Source organism: Labilibaculum manganireducens (genome assembly GCF_002843385.1).
Taxonomy (GTDB): domain Bacteria; phylum Bacteroidota; class Bacteroidia; order Bacteroidales; family Marinifilaceae; genus Labilibaculum; species Labilibaculum manganireducens.
Map to the genome: position 1 here is coordinate 78,228 of NZ_MVDE01000003.1, position 22,363 is coordinate 100,590.

Annotated in this window: 19 protein-coding genes; 5 read left to right on the forward strand and 14 right to left on the reverse strand. The window is 36.2% G+C overall.

Annotated elements, in window-relative coordinates; genetic code table 11:
* Positions 1-90 precede the first annotated feature (90 nt).
* From BZG01_RS03025 to BZG01_RS03050, 6 genes are all read right to left on the reverse strand, one after another.
* Complete coding sequence (locus BZG01_RS03025; protein ID WP_101308355.1) at positions 91-603, reverse strand: transposase; 513 nt, start codon at positions 601-603, stop codon at positions 91-93.
* 291 nt (positions 604-894) lie between these two features.
* Positions 895-2,736: a CDP-glycerol glycerophosphotransferase family protein gene (locus BZG01_RS03030; RefSeq protein ID WP_101308356.1), complete on the reverse strand. Its 1,842-nt coding sequence runs from the start codon at positions 2,734-2,736 to the stop codon at positions 895-897.
* A 9-nt stretch (positions 2,737-2,745) separates the two neighbouring features.
* On the reverse strand, positions 2,746-4,233 hold the full coding sequence (locus BZG01_RS03035; RefSeq protein ID WP_101308357.1) for a capsule assembly Wzi family protein: 1,488 nt from the start codon (positions 4,231-4,233) through the stop codon (positions 2,746-2,748).
* 5 nt (positions 4,234-4,238) lie between these two features.
* Positions 4,239-4,769 carry an NUDIX hydrolase gene (locus BZG01_RS03040; RefSeq protein WP_101308358.1) on the reverse strand — a complete coding sequence of 177 codons (531 nt, stop codon included), beginning with the start codon at positions 4,767-4,769 and terminating at the stop codon, positions 4,239-4,241.
* Positions 4,770-5,156: 387 nt separating this feature from the next.
* Positions 5,157-6,854: a gamma-glutamyltransferase gene (gene ggt / locus BZG01_RS03045; RefSeq protein WP_101308359.1), complete on the reverse strand. Its 1,698-nt coding sequence runs from the start codon at positions 6,852-6,854 to the stop codon at positions 5,157-5,159.
* Between the two features lie 106 nt (positions 6,855-6,960).
* Positions 6,961-7,992 (reverse strand): carbohydrate-binding family 9-like protein, encoded by a 1,032-nt coding sequence (locus BZG01_RS03050; RefSeq protein ID WP_101308360.1) that lies wholly within the window; start codon positions 7,990-7,992, stop codon positions 6,961-6,963.
* 219 nt (positions 7,993-8,211) lie between these two features.
* Here BZG01_RS03050 and BZG01_RS03055 point away from each other — a divergent pair, with 219 nt between their 5' ends.
* Positions 8,212-8,730 (forward strand): nitroreductase family protein, encoded by a 519-nt coding sequence (locus tag BZG01_RS03055; protein ID WP_101308361.1) that lies wholly within the window; start codon positions 8,212-8,214, stop codon positions 8,728-8,730.
* Between the two features lie 187 nt (positions 8,731-8,917).
* On the opposite strand, the gene hisIE is transcribed toward BZG01_RS03055, so the two are convergent.
* The 8 genes from hisIE to hisG form a co-directional block, all read right to left on the reverse strand.
* Positions 8,918-9,538 (reverse strand): bifunctional phosphoribosyl-AMP cyclohydrolase/phosphoribosyl-ATP diphosphatase HisIE, encoded by a 621-nt coding sequence (gene hisIE, locus BZG01_RS03060; RefSeq protein ID WP_101308362.1) that lies wholly within the window; start codon positions 9,536-9,538, stop codon positions 8,918-8,920.
* Between the two features lie 20 nt (positions 9,539-9,558).
* The gene (hisF, locus tag BZG01_RS03065) at positions 9,559-10,314 is read right to left on the reverse strand and encodes an imidazole glycerol phosphate synthase subunit HisF (RefSeq protein ID WP_101308363.1); all 756 of its coding nucleotides are present in this window, start codon (positions 10,312-10,314) and stop codon (positions 9,559-9,561) included.
* A gap of 2 nt (positions 10,315-10,316) precedes the next feature.
* The gene (gene hisA / locus BZG01_RS03070; RefSeq protein WP_218972990.1) at positions 10,317-11,048 is read right to left on the reverse strand and encodes a 1-(5-phosphoribosyl)-5-[(5-phosphoribosylamino)methylideneamino]imidazole-4-carboxamide isomerase; all 732 of its coding nucleotides are present in this window, start codon (positions 11,046-11,048) and stop codon (positions 10,317-10,319) included.
* Between the two features lie 220 nt (positions 11,049-11,268).
* A complete protein-coding gene (gene hisH, locus BZG01_RS03075) occupies positions 11,269-11,859 on the reverse strand; it encodes an imidazole glycerol phosphate synthase subunit HisH (RefSeq protein ID WP_101308364.1) in 591 nt (196 codons plus the stop codon).
* A gap of 68 nt (positions 11,860-11,927) precedes the next feature.
* Positions 11,928-13,082, reverse strand: a complete 1,155-nt coding sequence (gene hisB, locus BZG01_RS03080; protein WP_101308365.1) for a bifunctional histidinol-phosphatase/imidazoleglycerol-phosphate dehydratase HisB — start codon at positions 13,080-13,082, stop codon at positions 11,928-11,930.
* Positions 13,079-14,143 carry a histidinol-phosphate transaminase gene (gene hisC, locus BZG01_RS03085; protein ID WP_101308366.1) on the reverse strand — a complete coding sequence of 355 codons (1,065 nt, stop codon included), beginning with the start codon at positions 14,141-14,143 and terminating at the stop codon, positions 13,079-13,081. The genes hisB and hisC overlap by 4 nt, the downstream gene beginning before the upstream one ends.
* The gene (gene hisD, locus BZG01_RS03090) at positions 14,143-15,435 is read right to left on the reverse strand and encodes a histidinol dehydrogenase (protein ID WP_101308367.1); all 1,293 of its coding nucleotides are present in this window, start codon (positions 15,433-15,435) and stop codon (positions 14,143-14,145) included. Before hisD ends, hisC begins: the two co-directional genes overlap by 1 nt.
* A 17-nt stretch (positions 15,436-15,452) precedes the next feature.
* Complete coding sequence (gene hisG / locus BZG01_RS03095; protein WP_101308368.1) at positions 15,453-16,313, reverse strand: ATP phosphoribosyltransferase; 861 nt, start codon at positions 16,311-16,313, stop codon at positions 15,453-15,455.
* Positions 16,314-17,132: 819 nt separating this feature from the next.
* On the opposite strand from hisG, the gene BZG01_RS03100 reads away from it, so the two are divergent.
* From BZG01_RS03100 to BZG01_RS03115, 4 genes are all read left to right on the forward strand, one after another.
* Positions 17,133-17,480: a P-II family nitrogen regulator gene (locus tag BZG01_RS03100; protein ID WP_101308369.1), complete on the forward strand. Its 348-nt coding sequence runs from the start codon at positions 17,133-17,135 to the stop codon at positions 17,478-17,480.
* Positions 17,481-17,515: 35 nt separating this feature from the next.
* A complete protein-coding gene (locus BZG01_RS03105) occupies positions 17,516-18,757 on the forward strand; it encodes an ammonium transporter (protein WP_101308370.1) in 1,242 nt (413 codons plus the stop codon).
* A 171-nt stretch (positions 18,758-18,928) separates the two neighbouring features.
* Positions 18,929-19,510 (forward strand): DUF3332 domain-containing protein, encoded by a 582-nt coding sequence (locus BZG01_RS03110; protein ID WP_180327186.1) that lies wholly within the window; start codon positions 18,929-18,931, stop codon positions 19,508-19,510.
* A 164-nt stretch (positions 19,511-19,674) separates the two neighbouring features.
* The gene (locus BZG01_RS03115) at positions 19,675-22,323 is read left to right on the forward strand and encodes an ABC transporter substrate-binding protein (RefSeq protein WP_101308372.1); all 2,649 of its coding nucleotides are present in this window, start codon (positions 19,675-19,677) and stop codon (positions 22,321-22,323) included.
* The last annotated feature ends 40 nt before the right edge of the window (positions 22,324-22,363 follow it).

A 22,363-nucleotide genomic window follows, 5' to 3' on the forward strand; every position in this document is an offset into this window, starting at 1 on the left:
AAATTTGCTCCAATCGAAGCAAATTAAGAACAAATATGATATAGCTCAACCATGACTGCGATGTATCAAGTCTTTTAGCTCTAATGTTATTCATGTTGTATCCTCTTTTGGCTTGTCCGAATTTTCCTTCAACATGCCTCTGTTTTTAGGATTTCCCTTTTCATCCCTGTTTCTTTTGTTGTGTCCATGATCTTTCCTGGCCTCAGCACATTTAATAATCTCCTGATTGAACTGATCAAATAATTCTGCTGACATCCTCCTTCTTATTGTAACAAACAAAGATGAATCAAAGACTGGTGCTTCTTGAAATTCACTCAAACCAAGCATGAACTGCATGTATGGATTTTCTTTAATGGTCTCAATGGTTTCAACATCACTAAGCTTGAGCTTATGTTTTATTATCATTGCTCCAATCACTGTTTGTGGTGAAACGCCTGTACGACCAGTCTCAGTGCTCATTGTTTTCATGTAGTAAACAGCCAAATGATCCCATGGAATAACTTCGCTTAATTTTACCCAACGATTCTCTTTTGACAGATTAGTTTCGAAAGGTGTTTTGAATTCTTCGATCGTTAATTGAGAATGAAATGAATATTTTATCATAAGTGCATGACTTTAAGACCTTAAGATAATAAAAACCATGCACACTTACTAGTTGAAAATAGATTAATTTACTGAACATCAGGAGATTGAATGTTTTTCAGCAAGCCCTAATTAAACTTGCCTAGTGTAATTTTCATTGATACTCATTAACTTTCTCCTTAAACGTAGATTTATTTCTAAAAAAAGATTAAATCTGTTCAATAATCTCAAAAGGCCTTAACTGAGCAATAAATAAACTATCATCAAGTAAATTATTTTCTCTTAAAAAAATTTCCTCATAAGTTTCAATATTTACTGTCCTTTAAACCATTTCTTAGATGTTGCCTTCAAAAATTTTTTTTGTTTAATTTTGGATTTATGAGCAATATCAAATTTAATTAACAATTGAAAAGCCTCATCTTCATTCCTGTTATTAATACGTGCATACTCCCTGGCTACAATTTCTAATTCATCTTCGCTAGCCCATATTTGAGAAAAATTTTTTAATCCTTTCAAGTAGCCCATTTTCTCAAATTTTAGTCGGTTAATATCAACTATAGAAAAATCGTATTTACCGTTTCCTTTTTTGGTAATTAATATATTACCCCGAGAATAATCTAAATGATGAATACCATTTTTATGGAGTTTCTCATAAGTAAAAACAGCAAATTGCTTTAGAATATTCTCTTTATCTGGAAATTCAAAGCCTATTAAATCACGAATGGTAAAATCATAATTATTATGAACTGAAACATAATAGCTTTTATTAAATAATCCATTCTTTAACACTTCCACAACAGCTATTGGTTTCGGTGTATTCGCCCCTCTTCTAAGGATTTCCATTCCGTACTCGTAAGAATGTTTCGCTTTAGACCCCCTAAACCATGCATAGGCTATCTTATTAATGAAATGCGGCACTTTAAACGATTTAACATTAATTAATAAACCTTTATGCTTAAACGTTTTAATTGTATTTCTACCCGTATAAATACAATCCCCCTCTTTTTCAAAAACACTAGGTAATTTTTTAACAAAATCAGTGAGAATTGAATAATCCTCATTTACTAAATAGCGCATTTTTCTTTCAGACATCGTCTTTTCCTCCTTCTTATCAAGCTCAGGCAAAACTTCCATTATTTTATTTGCAACGCGTTCCCCTGCCCGGCCATCCAGCGTTTCAAACATTCTTCTATTGGCAATCTCGCGTTCTTTTTTTTTGAGTCCTGAATTTGCATGTGCATACGCCAGCATTTCATTCAATTCCTCTTCCGTTTCAATTTGAAAACTAATCGAACTGATTATTTCCCGTACTTCCGGTACTGTTCTCTTCATTACAGGCACTTTAAATGTCACAATTGGTTTATGTAAAGCACACATTTCAGAAAGAATTGAACTTGTATCACCAACACAAATATCTGAAATCATTATATATGGTGTTATATCTTGTGTTTCGACGTAGCGAACACCTTCCGTATTCTTAATTACATTTTTATATTTTTCTGAAGTCCAAATATGAAGTGTAACCAGAACATTGTATTTCTCAGTGTAACTTGATAGTTTATCATACCAATGATGCACTGCGGACATTTGCGAACTATCCCAAGTAGCTGAGAACAAAACAGTTCTTTTATTACTGTCAAGATTTAATTCTGCTCTTATTTTTGAAAGAACCTCTTCAGAATAAGTTCCGTTAAAAGCATCGTCTATTTTTGGAAAACCTAAGCCAACTCCAGATGTAATTCCGATCAATCGGGCTTCCTCCACCTCTTTTGAACTGGTAAAATGAAATTGATTAAACATATTGTGTCCATTTACATTGGCAAAAGGTTTAAAATGATATGCTCCATGCGCAATCCCAATTCTAATAATTTTTGATTCCGGAAATAAATAACATGCCTGACGGCACATTATCACTGCCGTGGGAAACACGGGCATCACCCTTGCTTTTATTCCTTTTTCAAGCAATTTTTTCTGAAGACTGCGATTTTTAACAACGATTGGAATTGGCTTTAAATGCCTCTGTACATTTTTAAAAATCTCTAAATCAAGCTCATTTGCACAGTAAAATACAACTGCCCTTCTTCTTTTTATCACATTGAGAAGATTCCATATCACCTTATAAGGAAACTTTATAACATAGTATGTTAGAACCATTTTCCAGAATTATTTATTGGTTAATTTTTTCTTCCCTGATAAAATTCCTGTTTTAACCAACTTTATTTGAAAACCAATATTATTGTCTAAATATTTACCGCGATCAACGGCAATACTTGTTGATACTTCAAATGGTACTGCTTTCCATCTTGGAAAAATTACCTCCATTAAATAAGATTGTTGAGAAAGACCATTCGGGTACGTATAACTTTTTGAATAATTTTCTTCCTGATTTCCTTGTCCATCATTTACAAGCAGTGCCCGACCGTAATTCTCTGAAAAAGTCAGTAAGGTTTTGTACTTAAACTTCCCAACGACACCCGTAATACCAAAATGATGAGCAACAACAGCATTATTTGAAATTCCTCCCACAACACCATCATTTATAGAAGCTGTGAACAAAGGCAAACCAATTATTCGTTGATGATTAGTCCAACCTGACTGAAAAATGCCATTAGAAAAGTACCCATCAAATCCAATTACTGGTTCAATCGGATGATTGGGACGAATACTGTAGCCTCCCTGATCTTTAGTGTAGTAGTACTCATACAGAAAGGATGAAATCAATTTTTTGTTTTTCATCTTCACGAATAGACTAACATTCCAATCGTTTACTTTATTGATATGCTTAAAATCACCTGATTTATCCTCATAAATATTTTTAAAACTCAACACTGATTCTATTTTCGAAGTTGAATATGAAAACTCAAACATATTTTGTCCGATATGATTTCCAGATTTATTATAACTCTCGCTTATTGACTCATTCCCATTTTCATCAATTAATACTTTTCCTCCTCTTACAAGCACTGCATCTGCAAAAGCATCAAAACCGCCTAAGTTACCCCACTTAGGCGAGGTTCCTCCCCATTGAGCATAATGATCCAACCCAATAGTAAATGACAAGCCCTTCTTTTTACCAATTCTTAAAAACGCATTCTTGTGATGGACATTAGTTTTGTCAACATATCTATCATCACACATAATTCCATTCCCAAAGCTTCCTTTTACCCACAACCAATTATTTGAGAAAGGTAGAGGAATAAATTCTTTTAATTGAAATTTTAATTCCGGATACATCCTGGCATTACCTGAATAAAGCAAATCATTATTAGTTACAGACAAACCATCAAATTGGACATCCCGATGTTGCATACCTAAATTAATGCTGATTTTTTTCCATTCCGCAGAAACATATAGTTCATCAATAAAAAATTTAGACTCACTGGCTCGGCTTCCAACTAAAGAAGCTCCATAATTAAAATCTATACCCTTTATATTCTTAGCCGGAGTACTGTATATTTTAAAATTTGCAATACCACTATTTTCATCAGGAACAATACCATACTTATTGGTAACCATCCAAAACGGAAGGTTGCTTTTAGAAGAAACCTGTGCTGAAATTTCAGTTTCATAATTCACTTTCTTCTTTTGTCCGAAAAGAGTTTGACCCGATGCAAAGAGCAATATCAGTAAATAAAGATTTTTTTTGTACATTTTAATTATTTCATTTTTTTCACAAAAGATTTAACAATTTTCTTCATTGAAATGGATCCGATTTCCTGATACGGAATAAATTCAGGCTCATAAAACTCAAATCCTGATATGTCATCCTTTGCATCAATTTCTTTAAAAGATTTTATTTTGCAAATATAGACCAAATCCAATGTAAATACAGATAATCCACCAAAAACATATTCGTTTGGATAAGACATAAAATAGGACAATTCTGAAACTTCTAAATTCAACTCTTCTTTAATTTCACGACAAAGTGCCTGTTCTGCTGTTTCCATTACATCCACAAAGCCTCCTGGTAAATCGAGCATTCCTTTCTGGGGCTCAACAGCTCGTTTAGCAAGTAACAACTCTCCTTTTTCGTTAACTATTAAAGCAGCAACTGCTGCAGAGGCATTTACATACAAATGAAAATTACAGTTCTCACACAAAAATGAATTATCACTTTTGTAAAGAAACTCTGCTCCACCACATTTGGGACAATATTTAATTACTTTTTGAGGGAATGTTGGACTCATCTTCAACTTTTTTTTATGAACAACAAATCTACGTGAATGAAATTTGTTTCACAATAATCAAACGACATTTTTAGCTGAATATTGGCATTACATTTATTTGGATTGACAAAAAATAAGCCTGTGATTTCTATTTAGCTGTTTGATATTTTGAAAAAGTTATTACTTTTAAAACGAAGCAAATTACTAATGGGACGAGCCAACCTCGTTTCTATCCTGACACTTTTTGGGGGTTTATCTTTTTCATGTTTCATTAAGTCGCTATTACTGATTAAGAAAAGATATCCTGGCCTCCCATTATTTTTTTTGCTGTTTAAACAGGAATAAATTTCTAACCCAACTACCATAAAATCAAAAAAGGCAAATTTCATTTGAAATTTGCCTTTTTTACTAATAGCCAGACGCCCGGCTGTCCTTATGTCTTTTAGTATCTGCAACACCAATGTATTCTCCCGAGTCCGAAACAAAAATATCGGCCATCATTCCAATTTTCGATTGAGGTTTTACTATATGTTTCAGATCTTTAAGTTTATTTACAACTTCCTTCGATGGAAAATCCGTTTCTACATATATTTCATCGGGCAACCATTGTGAATGAACGCGAGGTGCGTCAACAACCTCCTTCGGATCCATATTAAAATCAATTTTATTAATTATATTTTGAAAGACTGAGGTTATTATTGTCGATCCTCCGGGAGAACCCAACACCATAAACAGTTTTCCATCTTTCTCAACAATTGTTGGTGTCATACTGCTCAGCATTCTTTTTCCGGGCTGAATGGCATTCGCCTCACCGCCAACCAATCCGAACTGATTTGGGAAGCCTGGTTTACTACTAAAATCATCCATTTCATTATTCAGAAAAAAACCGCCTTCTTCCACCACTACTTTACTACCGTAATTCCCATTTAACGTAGTGGTTACAGCAATTGCATTTCCTTCTGAATCGGCGATTGAAAAATGAGTGGTTTCAAAACTCTCTATCAGCTCAACGCTTCCGGCTTTTATATCCTGCGAATTTGTTTTCTTATCCATTTCAATATCAGCAAATCGATTCTCTAAATACTCATCGTCAACTAATCGATTAACAGGAACTTCGTAATAATCGGGATCGCCAAGCCATGCAGCCCGATCGGCATACACTCTTCTCTCTAATTCTACCATTAAATGAATGTGCTCAAAAGATCCAAAACTATACTTATTCATTTTATACATCCCGGCTCCTTTCAGCAACTGAACCAATGCTACACCTCCACTTGATGGCGGAGGCATTGAAATGATCTTATGCCCCCGGTATTCACCTAACAATGGCTTACGCCAGACAGATTGATAATCCTGTAAATCCTTAGCTGTAATAATACCGCCATGTTTTTCCATCTCCGAAACAATCAAGCCAGCAGTTTCCCCTTCATAAAATCCATTGCGTCCACTTGCTTTTATTCGTGACAATGTTCTTGCCAATGCAATATTGCTCAAGGTATCTCCCTCGCTAAAAAGACCTTCCCTTAAATAAGGAACTAAACTCTTCCCTTTGTTTTGCTTTTGTATTTGATCGTGGTAATCATTTAATTTATTTGCTTCCAACAAACTTAAAGCAACACCATTCTCAGCCAGTTTAATTGCTGGTTCTAACAATGCCTTCCAATCCATTTTCCCATACTTCTGATGTAACTTTACCATTCCATCTACGGTACCTGGAACTCCAACAGCCAGATCTCCATTTTGACTCAAATCAGAATTAACTTCCCCATCCTCATCACAATACATCTGTTCATATGCAGCTTTTGGTGCTGTTTCCCGAAAATCAAGAGAATTATAATCTCCGCCAGAAGTTCTGATAACGGCAAAACCTCCTCCGGCAATATTTCCAGCTCTTGGGTAAACAACTGCCAATGCAAATTGTACGGCAACAGCCGCATCAAAAGCATTTCCACCTTTTTGTAATATCTCCTTTCCAACTTCAGAAGCCAAATAATGAGCCGTTACCACAACCCCGTTTTTATAAGATTGGGCATTTTGAGGTTTACTGCATGAAGAAACCAGAAGAATAAAGGCTAAAAGAATTGAGGTTAATTTTGTTTTGCACATGTTAAATTTGCTAAATGATTCAGAATTCTAAAGATAAATAGGATTTATTCAGTACCATATATTTAATACAAAAAAAGATGCCCTTTTTGGACACCCTCAAATTTTCTTATTCACTCCATATCTTACTTTCGTGATCGATATACCAAGTTTTCCCTGATTTTCCTTTGGCATAAATTAAAAATTGCTTTTTCGTTACTTCCACCTGAATTGCAAAAGGTGATTTCAATTCTTTTTCGAAACACGCCTTATCCTTATAGTATTGTTTCTGCTTATTATACAATCTAATAAGCTCCATTTTCAATGAATAATCTTCATCCATTTTAAACACATCACTTCCCTCGCCTGACTTTGTTGTTGAAAACTGTACATACCCCCATGTTTCAGGCTGATGCATTGCAATAACTCCTTGTGGAGACCATACCCAATTGTGTTCCGGAAAGGGGTTTCCAGTTTCTGGATCAATACATTTTAAGTACGTCCCCTGATCTGCTTTCACATCCCAATTGACCCTTGAAAAATTGACCCTCCATTGTTCTCCGTTTTTCGGCTTTCGCTGTTCAGGAGCACACTCCTTCAATACTTCCCAAGGGAAAGCAATTTCCAATGTCCACTTCTCATCTTTGTCCGAAGAATCATTTATTGTTCCGTAAATGGCTGTTGCCGATTTTAATCCTTTTATATCCCATGCATTAATTGCAGGAGCACCATCACGATATGGTTTTGCCAGCATCAAATCCCAAATGGTATTGAAAGCATTCATTTCAAACTCATAATATCTGTGATTATCCCCTTGAGGATCAATAAATACCTCGAAATCATTATCGTAAAATATTACTGTATCCCGTTGTTTTAACTTTGCCCAAACATGTGGTTCTTCCAATTCTGCGGCCACATAAAAATAATCCTCATCCCATGCCATTTTAACATTAGTTTTATAGGCAGGCAAAGGTTTTTTATCTCCTTCTATATCTACAAAATATTCTGACCAATTTATATCTCCCCACTCCGAATCACTTAAAACTCCATCTATATTTATTGGATTAGACGTTTTACAGCACATATATGATCTTGCCTGATCCTGAGCTTTTCCCAAAGCAATAACAGTTAGCATCAAAACGATTAGCAATGTTGTTCTCATATCAAGCAGTGTATTTATTTTTATTTAAAATTAAGTAACAAAATAAGCATTTAACTAATTTCAAATCTAAGGATAATTTTCAGCATTAAAATCCGAACTTTGCAACATTTTCGGGAGTTTAAAAAGGAATTCCGCTACATCATCAGTACTAATCTGGTTTAGTAGGATGAAAAAAAAACATTTATTCCTACTTTTGGAACGAAGCTAAAAATCAAACTCATGTTAGAATTATTTTACCAACGACGAAGCATTCGAAAATTTACCGACAAACCTATCGAAACAGAAAAATTGGACCGTATTATGCAAGCCGCCTTATTGGCTCCTTCATCAAAAAGTGCATATCCATGTGAATTTGTAGTTGTTGAGCAAAAGGAAATCAATGAAAAACTTTCTGCCTGCAAACCACTTGGAGCTGGATTCCTAAAAAATGCAGCTTGTTCCATAATAGTGGCAGGCGATGCTGACAAAAGTGATGTTTGGATAGAAGATTGTGCCATTGCATCCACTTTTATTCAGTTACAAGCGGAAAAGGAAGGATTGGGAACCTGTTGGATTCAGATAAGAGAAAGAGAATACAATGATAAGCAATCAGCAGAATCTTATATTCAGGAAGTGGTAAACATGCCTGCAAATATTAAAATTCTGGCCATTATTGCTATCGGTTATAAGGATGGTGAAAAAGCAGGCCGTGATGAAAGCTTTCTCAAAAAAGAAAAAATCCATATTAATTCATTCTAAAATACGACTAAGAAGGTGTCCAAAAAGGAATATTTTGTAATGGATTGTCATGTTAACCGATCCCAATGGCTATCGGGACGAAACATCTGTTTTCTAAAGTGAAAGATTCTTCGTCCCGATTCATCGGGATCAGAATGACAATAGAACAACTTTTTAGACACCCTCTTTTCTTTGTTCAAATAAATTTTTATTTGCTGTGGCGCTCTACCAAAAGATTAACAACTTCTTCCAACTTATAATCCTTCGCTGCAAGGAGCACCAGGTAATGAAACATCAGATCAGCAGCTTCACCCATAAATAAATCTTTATTATCATCCTTGGCTTCAATCACGAGCTCAACGGCCTCTTCACCTACTTTTTGAGCAATTTTATTGATTCCTTTGTTGAAAAGACTTGCGGTATAAGATTTCTCAGACAAATTCTTCTTTCTCTCAGTAATTACCTGCTGCAACTGCAATAAAAAATCAATGGATGATGCTTTGTTCTCTTCCTGCCAGCAAGTGTCCGTGCCTTTGTGACAAACCGGACCTACCGGAGCCACTTTTATCAGTAAAGTGTCATTATCACAATCTAAGCTTAAATCTTTCAACTCAAGAAAATTACCGCTTTCTTCTCCTTTGGTCCAAAGTCTTTGCTTACTCCGGCTGTAAAATGTCACTTTTCCGGACTCTATTGTTTTTTCATACGATTCCTTATTCATGTATCCCAGCATCAACACCTTTTGTGTTTTTACATCTTGAATAATAGCTGGAACAAGTCCTTCTCCTTTTTCGAAATCAATTTGGTTTGTCAGATCTTTAAAATTCATCTTTTATAATTGTGGTTCGTTTATATTCTAACTGGTATATTTTTACTTTTTAGATAATTTTTCAAATTGGGAATTTCTATTTCCTTAAAATGAAAAACACTTGCCGCCAAAGCAGCATCAGCCTTCCCTTCGGTAAATGTATCGGCAAAATGTTCCATATTTCCTGCTCCACCCGAGGCTATAATAGGAATATTGATCATCTCAGATAGCTTTGCCAAAGTCTCATTTGCGAATCCATTTTTGGTTCCATCGTGATTCATTGAGGTAAACAAGATTTCTCCTGCGCCTAATCTCTCCGCCTCCAAAATCCAATCGAACAGGTCAATTCCTGTTGCAAGTCTTCCGCCATTCAAATAGACTTCCCATTTGCCATCAGCAAAGCGGGCATCTACAGCAACAACAACGCACTGACTTCCGAATCGGGAAGCCAAATCTGAGATTAACTTCGGATTTCGAACTGCAGAAGAATTTATCGAAACCTTATCAGCTCCGGCATTCAACAGAACGCCAACATCCTCCGGAGTGGAAATGCCTCCCCCAACCGTAAAAGGTATATTTAGTTCTTTGGCTACTTTTTGCACCAAATCAACAAGCGTTTTCCTCTTTTCATGAGTGGCCGTAATGTCTAAAAAAACTAACTCATCGGCTCCTTGCTCTGCATAATATGCAGCCAGCTCAACAGCATCACCCGCATCTCTTAAGTCAACAAAATTAACTCCCTTAACTGTTCTTCCGTCTTTTACATCCAAACAGGGTATTATTCGTTTCGATAGCATATTTACAGGATAAATTCGTTAACCAATTCATTCATGTCAATTCGTTTTTCGTAAATTGCTTTGCCGATAATCACTCCCCAACAACCAATTTCATTCAAAATACGAACATCTTCAATATTACCAACACCTCCGCTTGCAACCAGTTCTAAACCAGGAAACTCTTTCATTACCGATTGATACAACTCAACAGCTGGTCCCTGCAGCATTCCATCTTTCGAAATATCTGTACAGATTACTGTTTTAACGCCTTTTCTCTGATAATTCTCTAAAAATTTGAACAAGTGATAATCCGAATCTTCTTTCCAACCAGAAATTGAAACCATTTCGTTTCGAACATCAGCTCCCAAAATCATTTTTTCAGATCCGTATTTACCCATCCATTTTTCGAACAGTTCAGGATTCGAAACGGCAATACTGCCACCTGTAACCTGATTCGCTCCGCACTGAAAAGCCAATTCAATATCTTCATCAGATTTTACTCCTCCGCCAAAATCGATTTTCAGATTGGTTCCGGAAGCCACTCTCCGCAACACTTCCGAATTGCAAATATGTCCTGATTTTGCACCTTCCAAATCGACCAAATGCAAACGGGTTATTCCCAATTCTTCAAAACCTTTAGCTATCTGTAATGGATCTTCGCTATATACTTTTTCGGTATCGTAATCACCTTTTGTTAATCGCACACATCGTCCGTTTATGGTATCGATGGCTGGTATTATTTTTATTTTGGTCATTTTTTTTAGATATAAGACATGAGACATGAGATATGAGATTTGCCCCCCACAACAGCTAAAGCAGTTGGCAGCGCAGAAAACCTTTCTCCTTTTTCCTTTCACCTTTTCCCTTTTTCCTTTTTCCTTTCTCCTTTCTCCTTTCTCCTTTCTCCTTTCACCCTTTACCTTAAAAATCCCCACAACAACGAAAGAAGCTGGCAAAACAGAAAACCTTTTCCCTTTACAGATTGATAAAATTTTCGAGTATCCTAACTCCTACTTCTCCCGATTTTTCGGGATGAAACTGACAGGCATAAAAATTATCTTTCTGAAGAGATGCGCTAAAATTTAAAATATAGTCACAAGATGCAACAGTTTCTTCCGAACAAGGCACATAGTAAGAATGTACAAAATAGGCAAATTCCATTTCAGAGACTCCTTTAAACAAACTGCCTTTTAGTTCCTCCAACTGATTCCAGCCCATGTGCGGCACTTTGCGTTCATTGGTAAAGCGTTTTACTTGCAGCGGAAAAATACCCAATCCTTTTGTATTACTTTCCTCGGAGCTTTCGCACATCAGCTGCATTCCCAAACAAATACCCAGCACAGGCTGTGTTAATTGAGGAATCAATTGATCCAAGCCATTCTTCCGAAGCGAATTCATAGCCCAGGCGGCTTCACCAACTCCGGGAAATATCACTTTATCTGCACTGCGAATCACTTCTTCATCATTTGAAACAACAGGTGTAATTCCCAGACGCTCAAAAGCATATTTTACAGATTGAATATTTCCTGCATCATAATCGATGATAACAATTTTCTGATCTTTCATTTTATTTAGACTAAGATGAGAGTCCCGAATTCCCGGGATTAGATAAATCACTTCCCTTACCCATTTATTTAAAGTTTCCCCTTAGTGGACGGCAACTGCAAACAATTTGCGTCTCTTCGAATCGCCATGCTGATGGCTCTGGCCAAAGCTTTAAAAATGCCTTCTATTTTATGATGCTCATTTTGTCCTTCGGCCTTGATGTTCAGATTGCATGAAGCTCCATCGGAGAATGACTTAAAAAAGTGGAAAAACATCTCTGTTGGCATTCCTCCAATCATTTCGCGATTGAATTCAGCCTCCCAAACCAACCAGTTTCTACCTCCAAAATCAATAGCAACCTGCGCCAAACAGTCATCCATCGGCAAACAAAATCCATAACGATCCAATCCCAATTTATTGCCAAGAGCTAACTTAAATGCTTCTCCCAAAGCAATTGCAGTATCTTCTATGGTGTGATGTTCGTCAACTTCCAAATCGCCTTTTACGGTAACGCTCAAATTAACTCCGGAGTGTTTGGCAATCTGATCGAGCATGTGATCAAAAAATCCGATTCCTGTATCAAATGTGCCTTTTCCTTCTCCATCCAGATCTAAAACAATTCTAATCTTTGTTTCGTTCGTATTCCTTTCAACCGTTGCGGTTCGTTCACTTAAGCGCAAAAACTCATATATTTTCTCCCACGATTCTGTGCGTAATTCAATACAAGCTTCCAATTCCTGTTTCGATTCCGACAACTCATCATCACCAATATTTCCACTTGATGAAATAAAAATTGCTTTTGCATTCAAATTCTTAGCCAATTCAACATCAGTCCAACGATCACCAATCACAAACGAATTTTCCAAATCATACTCTTCCGAGAAATACTTTGTTAACAAAGCGATACCTGGTTTTCTTGTTGGTGCATTTTCATGCGGAAACGTTTTATCGATACATATATCAGCAAATTCGATTCCTTCGCTCAAAAAAGCCTGTATCATTTTATTCTGAGCCGGCCAAAAGGTATCCTCAGGATATGAATCGGTTCCCAAACCATCTTGATTGGTAACCATCACCAATTCAAAATCGAGTTGCTTTACAATTTTTGCCAGTCCATTAAAAACACCAGGATAATACTCCAGTTTCTCCAGACTATCCACCTGATAATCAACAGGAGGCTCCAGAATCAATGTTCCATCTCTATCAATAAACAGAACTTTCTTTTTTGTAGTTGTATCCTTCATGATTTCAATTCAAATTTTGTTAATGTATTTTTCAAAATCTCATTTTCCTCCCTTGTACCAATACTAATGCGAACACAGTTTCCCAGACTTTGAATTTTTGACCGGTCCCGAATAATGATTTCATCGGTAAGCAAATAATCATATAAGCCTCTTGCATCATTCACAAGAATCAAAATAAAATTAGCATCAGTAGGATATACTTTCTCAACAAAAGACAAATCACTCAAAAAAGTGATCAAAACTTCTCTTTCTGTGATGATATTCTTCACCTGTTCTTCATACAAATCATCAGCTTCCAATAATTCAAGAGCTTTGGTCTGAGTCAGGCAATTCACATTATAAGGTGGCTTTATTCGATTCAATATATTGATGATTTCCTTTGATGCCAAACCAATACCCAAACGAATTCCTGCCATTCCCCATGCTTTTGACAATGTTTGCAGGATCACCAAGTTAGGATAGCTTTCCAGCCTGTCCAACAGACTTTTACCCGGAGAAAAATCGATATACGCTTCATCAACAATTACAAGTCCAGAAAAACTCTCAAGCAATTCAACAACCTTACTCTCATCCAACAAATTAGCCGTTGGATTATTCGGCGAACACAGAAACAACAGTTTCGATTTCTCATCTACAATTGAAAGTACGTCATTTACTTCCGGTTGAAAATCCTTATCAAGCGGTACTTCGCGATTCTCAATCGCATTGATTCCTGCTGCAACTTCATACATCCCATAGGTTGGCGTACAAATAATTACATTATCGATATTCGGCTCACAAAATGCTCTAAACAAAAGATCAATAACCTCATCACTGCCATTTCCAAGAATCATATTTTCAGGATTCACAGCTTTCAATTCTCCCAAACGTGCTTTTAATGTTCTTTGCATAGGATCCGGATAACGATTTACTCCATTTTCATACGGATTTTCGTTGGCATCCAAAAAGACAGATCCCTTTCCTGAAAATTCATCTCTTGCAGAAGAATACGGCACCAGTCTTTTCACGTTCTCCCGAACCAATTTGTTCAAGTCTATGCTTGATTTTATTTTTGCTCCCATCATGAATTCAATTTTATCTTATTCAAACGAACCGTTACTGCATTACTGTGAGCATCCAATTGTTCGGCTTTTGCCATAACTTCGATTACAGGCCCCAAATTCAGCAAGCCCTTCTCACTTATTTTTTGGAAACTGATACTCTTCATAAAAGAGTCCAGACTCACACCGGAATATGCCTTTGCGGCTCCGTTTGTTGGTAAGGTGTGATTGGTTCCAGATGCATAATCGCCTGCACTTTCCGGAGTATAATTTCCTAAAAAAACAGAACCTGCGTTTTTGATTTCATCAATCAACAAATCTTCATTTTTTACTGATACAATAAGATGTTCCGGCGCATACGAATTGCTTAATTCAAGAGCTTCTTCCTTTGATTTCACCAAAACAATTTTCGAGTTCTCCAAAGCTTTGGCAGCAACATCTTTTCTCGAAAGAGCCTGCAATTGTTTTTCAAGTTCTTGTTCAACTCCTTCTATTAGCTGCTCAGCCCAAGTCACTAATACCACCTGACTATCAGCACCATGCTCTGCCTGAGACAATAAATCTGCGGCAACAAATTCCGGCTCTGCTGTTTCATCAGCCAAAATCATTACCTCCGAAGGTCCCGCCGGCATATCAATTGCTACTCCTATTCTATTTGCCCGTTGTTTGGCCGCAGTCACATACTGATTTCCCGGTCCGAATATTTTATGAACTTTTGGTATCGATTCGGTTCCATAAGCCATTCCTCCGATTGCCTGAATGCCGCCGACCTGAAAAACCCGATCGATTCCTACCAACTTGCAGGCATATAGAATTGCCGGATTAATTTTTCCATTCTTCCCTGGAGGTGTACAAAGAACAACCTCTCCACAACCAGCCAATTTTGCAGGAATCCCCAACATTAACACCGTTGAAAACAAAGGAGCACTTCCACCAGGAACATACAAACCAACCTTTTCGATTGCTGTTGATTTCCTCCAGCAACAAACTCCTTCACTTGTCTCAATCACCTCAGAATCCTGAAATTGAGCCTCATGAAATGTTCGTATATTCTTTGCCGCAATTACCAAAGCTTGTTTTAATTCATCATCAAGCATACTCTCCGATGCATCAATATCTGCTCGGTTAACTTCCGTTTTATTAATATTTACGCCATCATACTGCAGGGTATATTTAAACAATGCTTTATCGCCATCCCGTTTTATTTCTCCAAAAACCAGATTTACGGCATCCTCCAACTCATCCACATTAAAGATAGGACGGGTTAATACACTATTCCAAGATTCTTTCGCCGGGTATTTTATTACTTGCATTTTCGTAGGAATTAAACTTACAACACCATTTTCTGAATTGGAATAATCAATATTCCTTCTGCACCATTCAATTTTAACTGATCAATGACTCCCCAAAAATCATTCTCATTTATAACAGAGTGAATAGAACTCCATCCTTCCTGTGCCAAAGGCAATACAGTTGGACTTTTCATTCCAGGCAGCACCTTAATAATATCCTCCACTTTATCATTAGGAGCATTCAGCAAAATATATTTGTTGTTTTTTGCGGCTAAAACCGATCTCATCCGAAACAGTAATCGTTCCAATATTGCACTCTTCAAATTGCTGATATTTTTATTCGCAACCAAACAGGCCTCCGAAACCAAAACCTCTTCCACTTCAACCAGTCCATTCTTAAACAATGTACTACCAGAACTCACCAAATCGCAAATTCCATCGGCTAAACCAATATTAGGCGCAATTTCAACAGAACCGGAAATTACGTGAATTTCACAATCTAAATTATTGGCATCTAAAAACTGCTGCAAGGAATTTGGATAGGAAGTGGCTAATTTTTTTCCGTTAAAATATTCCAATCCGGTATACTCCACATCTTTCGGCAAAGCCATTGCCAACCGGCACTTCGAAAATCCCAGTTTCTGCAGAACCTCAAGTTCCTTTTGTTTTTCAATAATTACATTCTCTCCTACGATAGCAATATCTGCAACCCCATCCTGAACGTACTGAGGAATATCAGAATTTCTTAGGTATAAAACTTCGAGCGGAAAGTTGGAAGCGTTTGCTTTTAACTGATCTTTTCCATTATCGATGGAAATACCACACTCTTTCAAAATCCGCAATGAATCTTCCTGCAGTCTTCCTGATTTTTGTACTGCAATTGTTAATTTTTCTCCCATGGTTAAAATTTTTGGTGCCTTACGGTATCTGTTTCAGGCATAAAAAAACGCCCGACTGTTACCAGCGGGCGTTTAAATGTTAGTTAAAATATCTTTAGAAATACTGCATAACATCCTCAGCTCACCGGTTGGTAAGTATAATGATGATGATGATGAATTGCAGTAAATTTCATTTTTTCTTTTTTGATACGCCACAAAGATTAGTAAAATATTTTAAGCATCCAAATTCAGACTCAAAGAATTACAATAATATAAACTTAAATTAACAACACCTGATTTAGGCTGTATGCAATAAATTACATGACATTTTACGACACAAAACCACACCTTACATGGGGGTCATCTCAAAAAAAAAAACAATTTTTCTTCTTTATACCCCTTATCGTAATCGTTATAAATACTAAAAACATCATTTTTTATAAATTACCCCCTATTTTTCTGTTGTAGTTTTGATTTTTTTAATACTTTTACAAAATCAAACTATTAAATATAGGGGTCACATTAAAAAAAAACCACATTTTACAAACCGATACCCCCACATTACGAATGGTCTGATTGAAATAAACCATTTTTACTAACTATTGTAGAAAACCTAAATTTTTACCACATGCAAAAACATTATTTAGCTCTTCGAAACAAAGCCACATTGCATTCCGAAGATAAAAAAGAGCAATCCCTTTCTTCAAATTTTCGACAACGGTCGAATTTACGCTTGGTCTAAACCCGAAACCCGAGATTCCTTAATCCGGGGAATCTCGGTGTTTCAATTAGCCGAAAATGAAAGAGTATGATTTGAGAAACTATTAAAACAATTAGCTCATGAAAAAGATCGAAGCAATTATTCGTAAAACAAAATTTGAAGAAGTAAAAAAAGGCCTGCACAATATCGGAATTGACTACTTGTCATTCTGGGATGTAAGAGGTGTAGGAAAATCAGTAGAAGAGAGAGTTTATCGAGGTGTAATCTACGACACCAGCAGTATCGAAAGAACATTAATTTCTTTCATTGTGCGGGATAAATATGTTGATAACTGTATTGTAAGCATTCGTGAAAATGCTTTCACCGGAGAAATTGGAGACGGTAGAATCTTCGTTTACAATGTTGAGGATGCTTACCGTATTCGAACAGGAGATTCGGGTGATCGTTCCTTATACGACGAAGAGTAATCAACAAGCATTTTTCACTATTTAAATTACCTATCATGGAAGAAACACTTACTTTAAATACTTTACAAGCAGCCGTTACCGAAACGGGACACTCAATTGATATTGTCTGGGTTTTAATAGCAACAGCACTTGTTATGTTTATGCAGCCAGGATTTGCCATGGCTGAAGCTGGTTTTACAAGATCAAAAAACACAGCCAACATCCTAATGAAAAATCTTGTTGATTTTGCTGTTGGATCCATTGCATTTTTCCTAATTGGATACGCCCTGATGTTTGGCACAGATATAGGAGGATTGATTGGAAAACTGCCTTTTATGGAAGATATCAGACCTGATATTGACCTGTCATTTTTAATGTTCCAAACCGTTTTTGCGGCAACAGCGGCTACCATTGTATCCGGTGCCGTAGCTGAACGAACCGAATTTAAAGCCTATATTCTTTTTAGTATTGTAACTACAGCTATTGTTTACCCAATATCAGGACACTGGATTTGGGGCGGCGGATGGTTAAGCGATCTTGGCTTTCACGATTTTGCCGGATCAACTGTTGTTCACTCCGTTGGAGCATGGATGGGACTTGTAGGAGCAGCTATAATTGGCCCCAGAATAGGAAAGTATAATGGCAAAGTCAACGCAATTCCCGGTCACAACCTTACCTTTGCTGCACTTGGTGTATTTATTCTTTGGTTTGGATGGTTTGGTTTTAATGCAGGCTCTCAATTAGCTGCCAACGGAACAGCAAACACTGTTGCAATATCTCACATATTTCTGACAACCAATTTATCCGGAGCTGCGGGTACTTTAGCAGCACTGGTAATTAGCTGGATTCGCTATAAACGTCCTACTCTTTCATTAAGTCTGAACGGTTCATTAGCCGGCTTGGTAGCAATTACTGCCGGTTGTGATATTGTATCGCCTGAATCTGCTATTATTATTGGTTTAATTGCTGGTACAGCCCTTGTATTTGGAGTAGAATTTATTGACAAAGTTTTACGAATTGACGATCCGGTAGGTGCTGTAACCGTACACGGAATTAATGGTGCTCTGGGAACAATATTAGTAGGATTTTTCGCTAAAGAAGGCGGTGTATTCTACGGAGGTGGTTTCAGTTTACTGGGAGTTCAGGTTTTAGGTGTTGTTGCTGTTGCAGCATGGGCCTTGGGAACAGCATTTATTATTTTTAAAGTACTAAAAGTAACTGTTGGACTAAGAGTATCGGCCCGTATAGAAGAAGAAGGTCTTGACATCTACGAACATGGAGAAAAAGCATATCACTAACACTTTCTCATAAACTCGTTTCTCATAAATGGCAAGGTACAATATTTGTTCCTTGCCATTTTTTTTGCTTATCCATGTTTTATTGCAAGATACTTTGTAATTTCATGTGAAATTCTGCGTTAGGTTAGAATGAATAATCACAAATTTTTTAACCAAATAAAATTAAATCAAATGAAGAAAGTAAATGTATTTTTATTAGCTTGTTTTTTTCTAGTGCTAAGCATTGGACAATCCGGTTGTTACGGACCATTCCGCCTGACAAAAAATTTGCACGAATGGAACAGTACTGTAGGTGACAAATTTATTAACGCACTGGTATTTTTTGCCTTTATTGTAATTCCAGTTTACGAAGTTGCTGTTTTTGTTGACGGTGTTGTACTGAATACCATTGAATTTTGGACCGGAGATAATCCTGTTACAATGGGCGAAAATGATAAAGATGTTCAAATTGTAAAAAAAGACGGTAATAAATACCGTATCACAGCCACGCAAAATAAATTTCATATAGAACAACTTCAAGGTGACAACAAAGGTGATACAGCAGAATTAATCTTCAATCCTGAAAATAACTCATGGAGTTTAAAAGATGGTAATAAAGAACTTCAGAAACTTGTTGATCTAAACGTTGAAGCGAATCTGATTCACATCTACAAACCTGATGGTCAGGCTGTAACTTTTGATCAGAATACAAATAATATGGCATCTATTGAAGCCCAACTAAAAACAGAATCAGTAAACTGGGCCCGAAAATAAACGATAAACCCAGCCAAAATGAATGAAACCCCAATTGTTGTGTCTGACTTTTGGGGTTTCCTTCAATTGCATTGACCCCAACTCTAAAATTATATAGTCTAAAAATTTTTTCCTTGAACTGATAGATGTAACTTTATTTAGTAATGATTCAACTTTAGGACAATATGAACGCAAAAGTAACTGAACCTATCAAAAGTGCTTTTTCAAGGTATTTTTTTGTCCTTCTTTTCCTTTTATCACACTTATACTCTTTCAGTTTACCTCTCAGCAAATCTCCCGAAAACAAAAAAATCACCCTACAGCTTAAATACTTCCATCAATTTCAATTTGCGGGCTATTATGCAGCTCTTCACAAAGGGTTTTATGAAGATGCAGGATTAACAGTTGAATTAATTGAAGGGGGTGCAATAAACTCAATAAGTAAGGTATTAAACGGCGAGGCTGATTACGGTATCGCTGCCAATGATTTACTAATAGAACGACTTAACAACAAACCAATAGTTTTATTAGCCTCCATATTCCAAAGCTCTCCGTCCATATTTATCTGCCTGAAAGAATCAAACATTCATACGGCGCATGATCTTATCAACAAAAGAATAATGTTGCTGGATGAATACAGAGATCCGGAACTAATGGCTATTTTTTATAAGGAAGGAATTCAAATAAATGACATCAACCGAATTAGCACAACCTACAATATTAATGATTTGATTGATGGAAAAACTGATGCATTAAATGCGTACTCTACCAACGAAGCCTTTTATCTGGAGGAAAAAAACATTCCATACACAATTATATCACCCAAAACCTACGGTATCGATTTTTATGGTGACTGCCTGTTCACAAGCGAAAAAGAAATCAAAAATCATCCAAAAAGAGTTAAGGCATTTCTCGAGGCAAGCAAAAAAGGCTGGGAATACGCACTGAAGAATCAAGATGAAATTATCGATTTAATTCTTGAAAAATATTCAGCAAATAAAACCCGGGAGCATTTAGAATTTGAAGCAAATGAAATTCAAAAGCTAATTCTGAATGAGTATGTTGAGATCGGTCATATCAACCCCGGCAGATGGGAAAACATTGCCGAAACATGCTCTAAGATGGGAATGATCTCAAAAAACTACGACTTAAACGGTTTTATATACCAACAAGAAACATACAACACTCCTGCATGGCTAAAATGGGTACTGGGAATTGCTGTATCACTTAGTGCTATCGTAATTGCCATATCTTATTATCTGTATTTTTTTAACAAACAATTGCAAAAAGCCGTTTCGAAACAAACATCAAACCTACGCCAAAAAAACATCGAATTGCAAAATGAAATATCAGAAAGAATAAGAACTGTAGCTGCACTAAAGCAATCTGAAAAGAGATTTCGAGAGATGATTGAAAACCTGCCCTCAGGTGCTATTTTAGTAGAAGAAGATGAAAGTTTGTTCTCCAATAAAAAAGCATTTGAAATTACCGGTTACACCAATTCCGAACTGCAGGATATCAACTCATGGTTTTCAACCCTTTATCCAAAAAGCAGGGAGGAAAACATTCAATTGTATTTGGAAAATAAGATCAACAACTTTAAGAGTGCTTCGATCTCAAGCATAACATGCAAAAATGGTGATCGCAGGCATATTGAATTTCACGCCTACAAGTTTGACAACAAGGAAATTTGGCTGATAAATGATATAACAGAAAGATTAAAAACTGAAAATGATTTAATCTCCAGCGAAAATAAACTCAGAACTTATATTGAAGAATCTCCAAACGGTCTGGTTATTTTCAATTCAAACACAAAGGTAAAATTTGCCAACCAGGCATTTACAGACCTTATGGAAATTTCTGAATCCAAATTAGATGATATTTGTATTACTGATTTTTTTGCTCCCACACATCTTCAACAAAATAAAAAACTATTCAATCAGCTTTTAAACAAAGGAAAAACTCAAGGCGAAATATTCATTCAAACAACATCCGGCAAAAACATTCCGGTATACATCAGCGCTGTTCAATTAATCAATCAGGAATTTTTAGCTTTTATTGTCGATATTTCAGCAATAAAAGAAGCAGAGAACAAATTAAGCCTGGCATTAAAACATGCAGAAGAAAGCGACCGTTTAAAATCTGCATTTCTAGCCAATATGAGTCATGAAATACGAACTCCTATGAATGGAATTTTAGGATTTAGTCAACTACTGCTAAAAGAGGATCTAAGTCAGGAAAAAAAAGAAAGATACATTGATATACTAACACAAAACGGGAAACAGCTTTTAGTAATTATCGACAACATTATTGATATTTCCTATCTGGAAGTAAATCAACTTAAAATAAATTCTTCTGTTTTTCAGGTTCAACAATTATTCGATAATCTGCAGCTTTTTTTTTCTGTTGATAAAAACAGATACAAAAAAGATCATTTGGAAATTCGTTTCAACAATACCATCTCCGTTGAACATGATCAAATAAGTTCTGACTATGAAAAAATCAATCAGATACTCATTAATTTAATAAACAACGCTTTAAAATTTACCGAAAAGGGAACAATAGCCATATCATCAAGAATTGAGAAATCCTTGCTTTACATCACTGTTGAAGACAGCGGGATTGGCATCCCCAAGGAAAAACAGGATATAATTTTTGAACGTTTCGGTCAGGTAGAAAACGCCTACACCCGTCAATTTGGTGGTGCCGGTCTCGGCCTGCCTATTTCGAAAGGTTTAATCGAACTTTTAGGCGGTGAAATATTTTTCGAATCCAATGTCGGAATTGGTTCAAAATTCGAATTTTACATCCCTATCAACAAAAAAAGAAGATGACAAAAAATTAGCCTTGAAAGTAGAATACACAAACTAATTT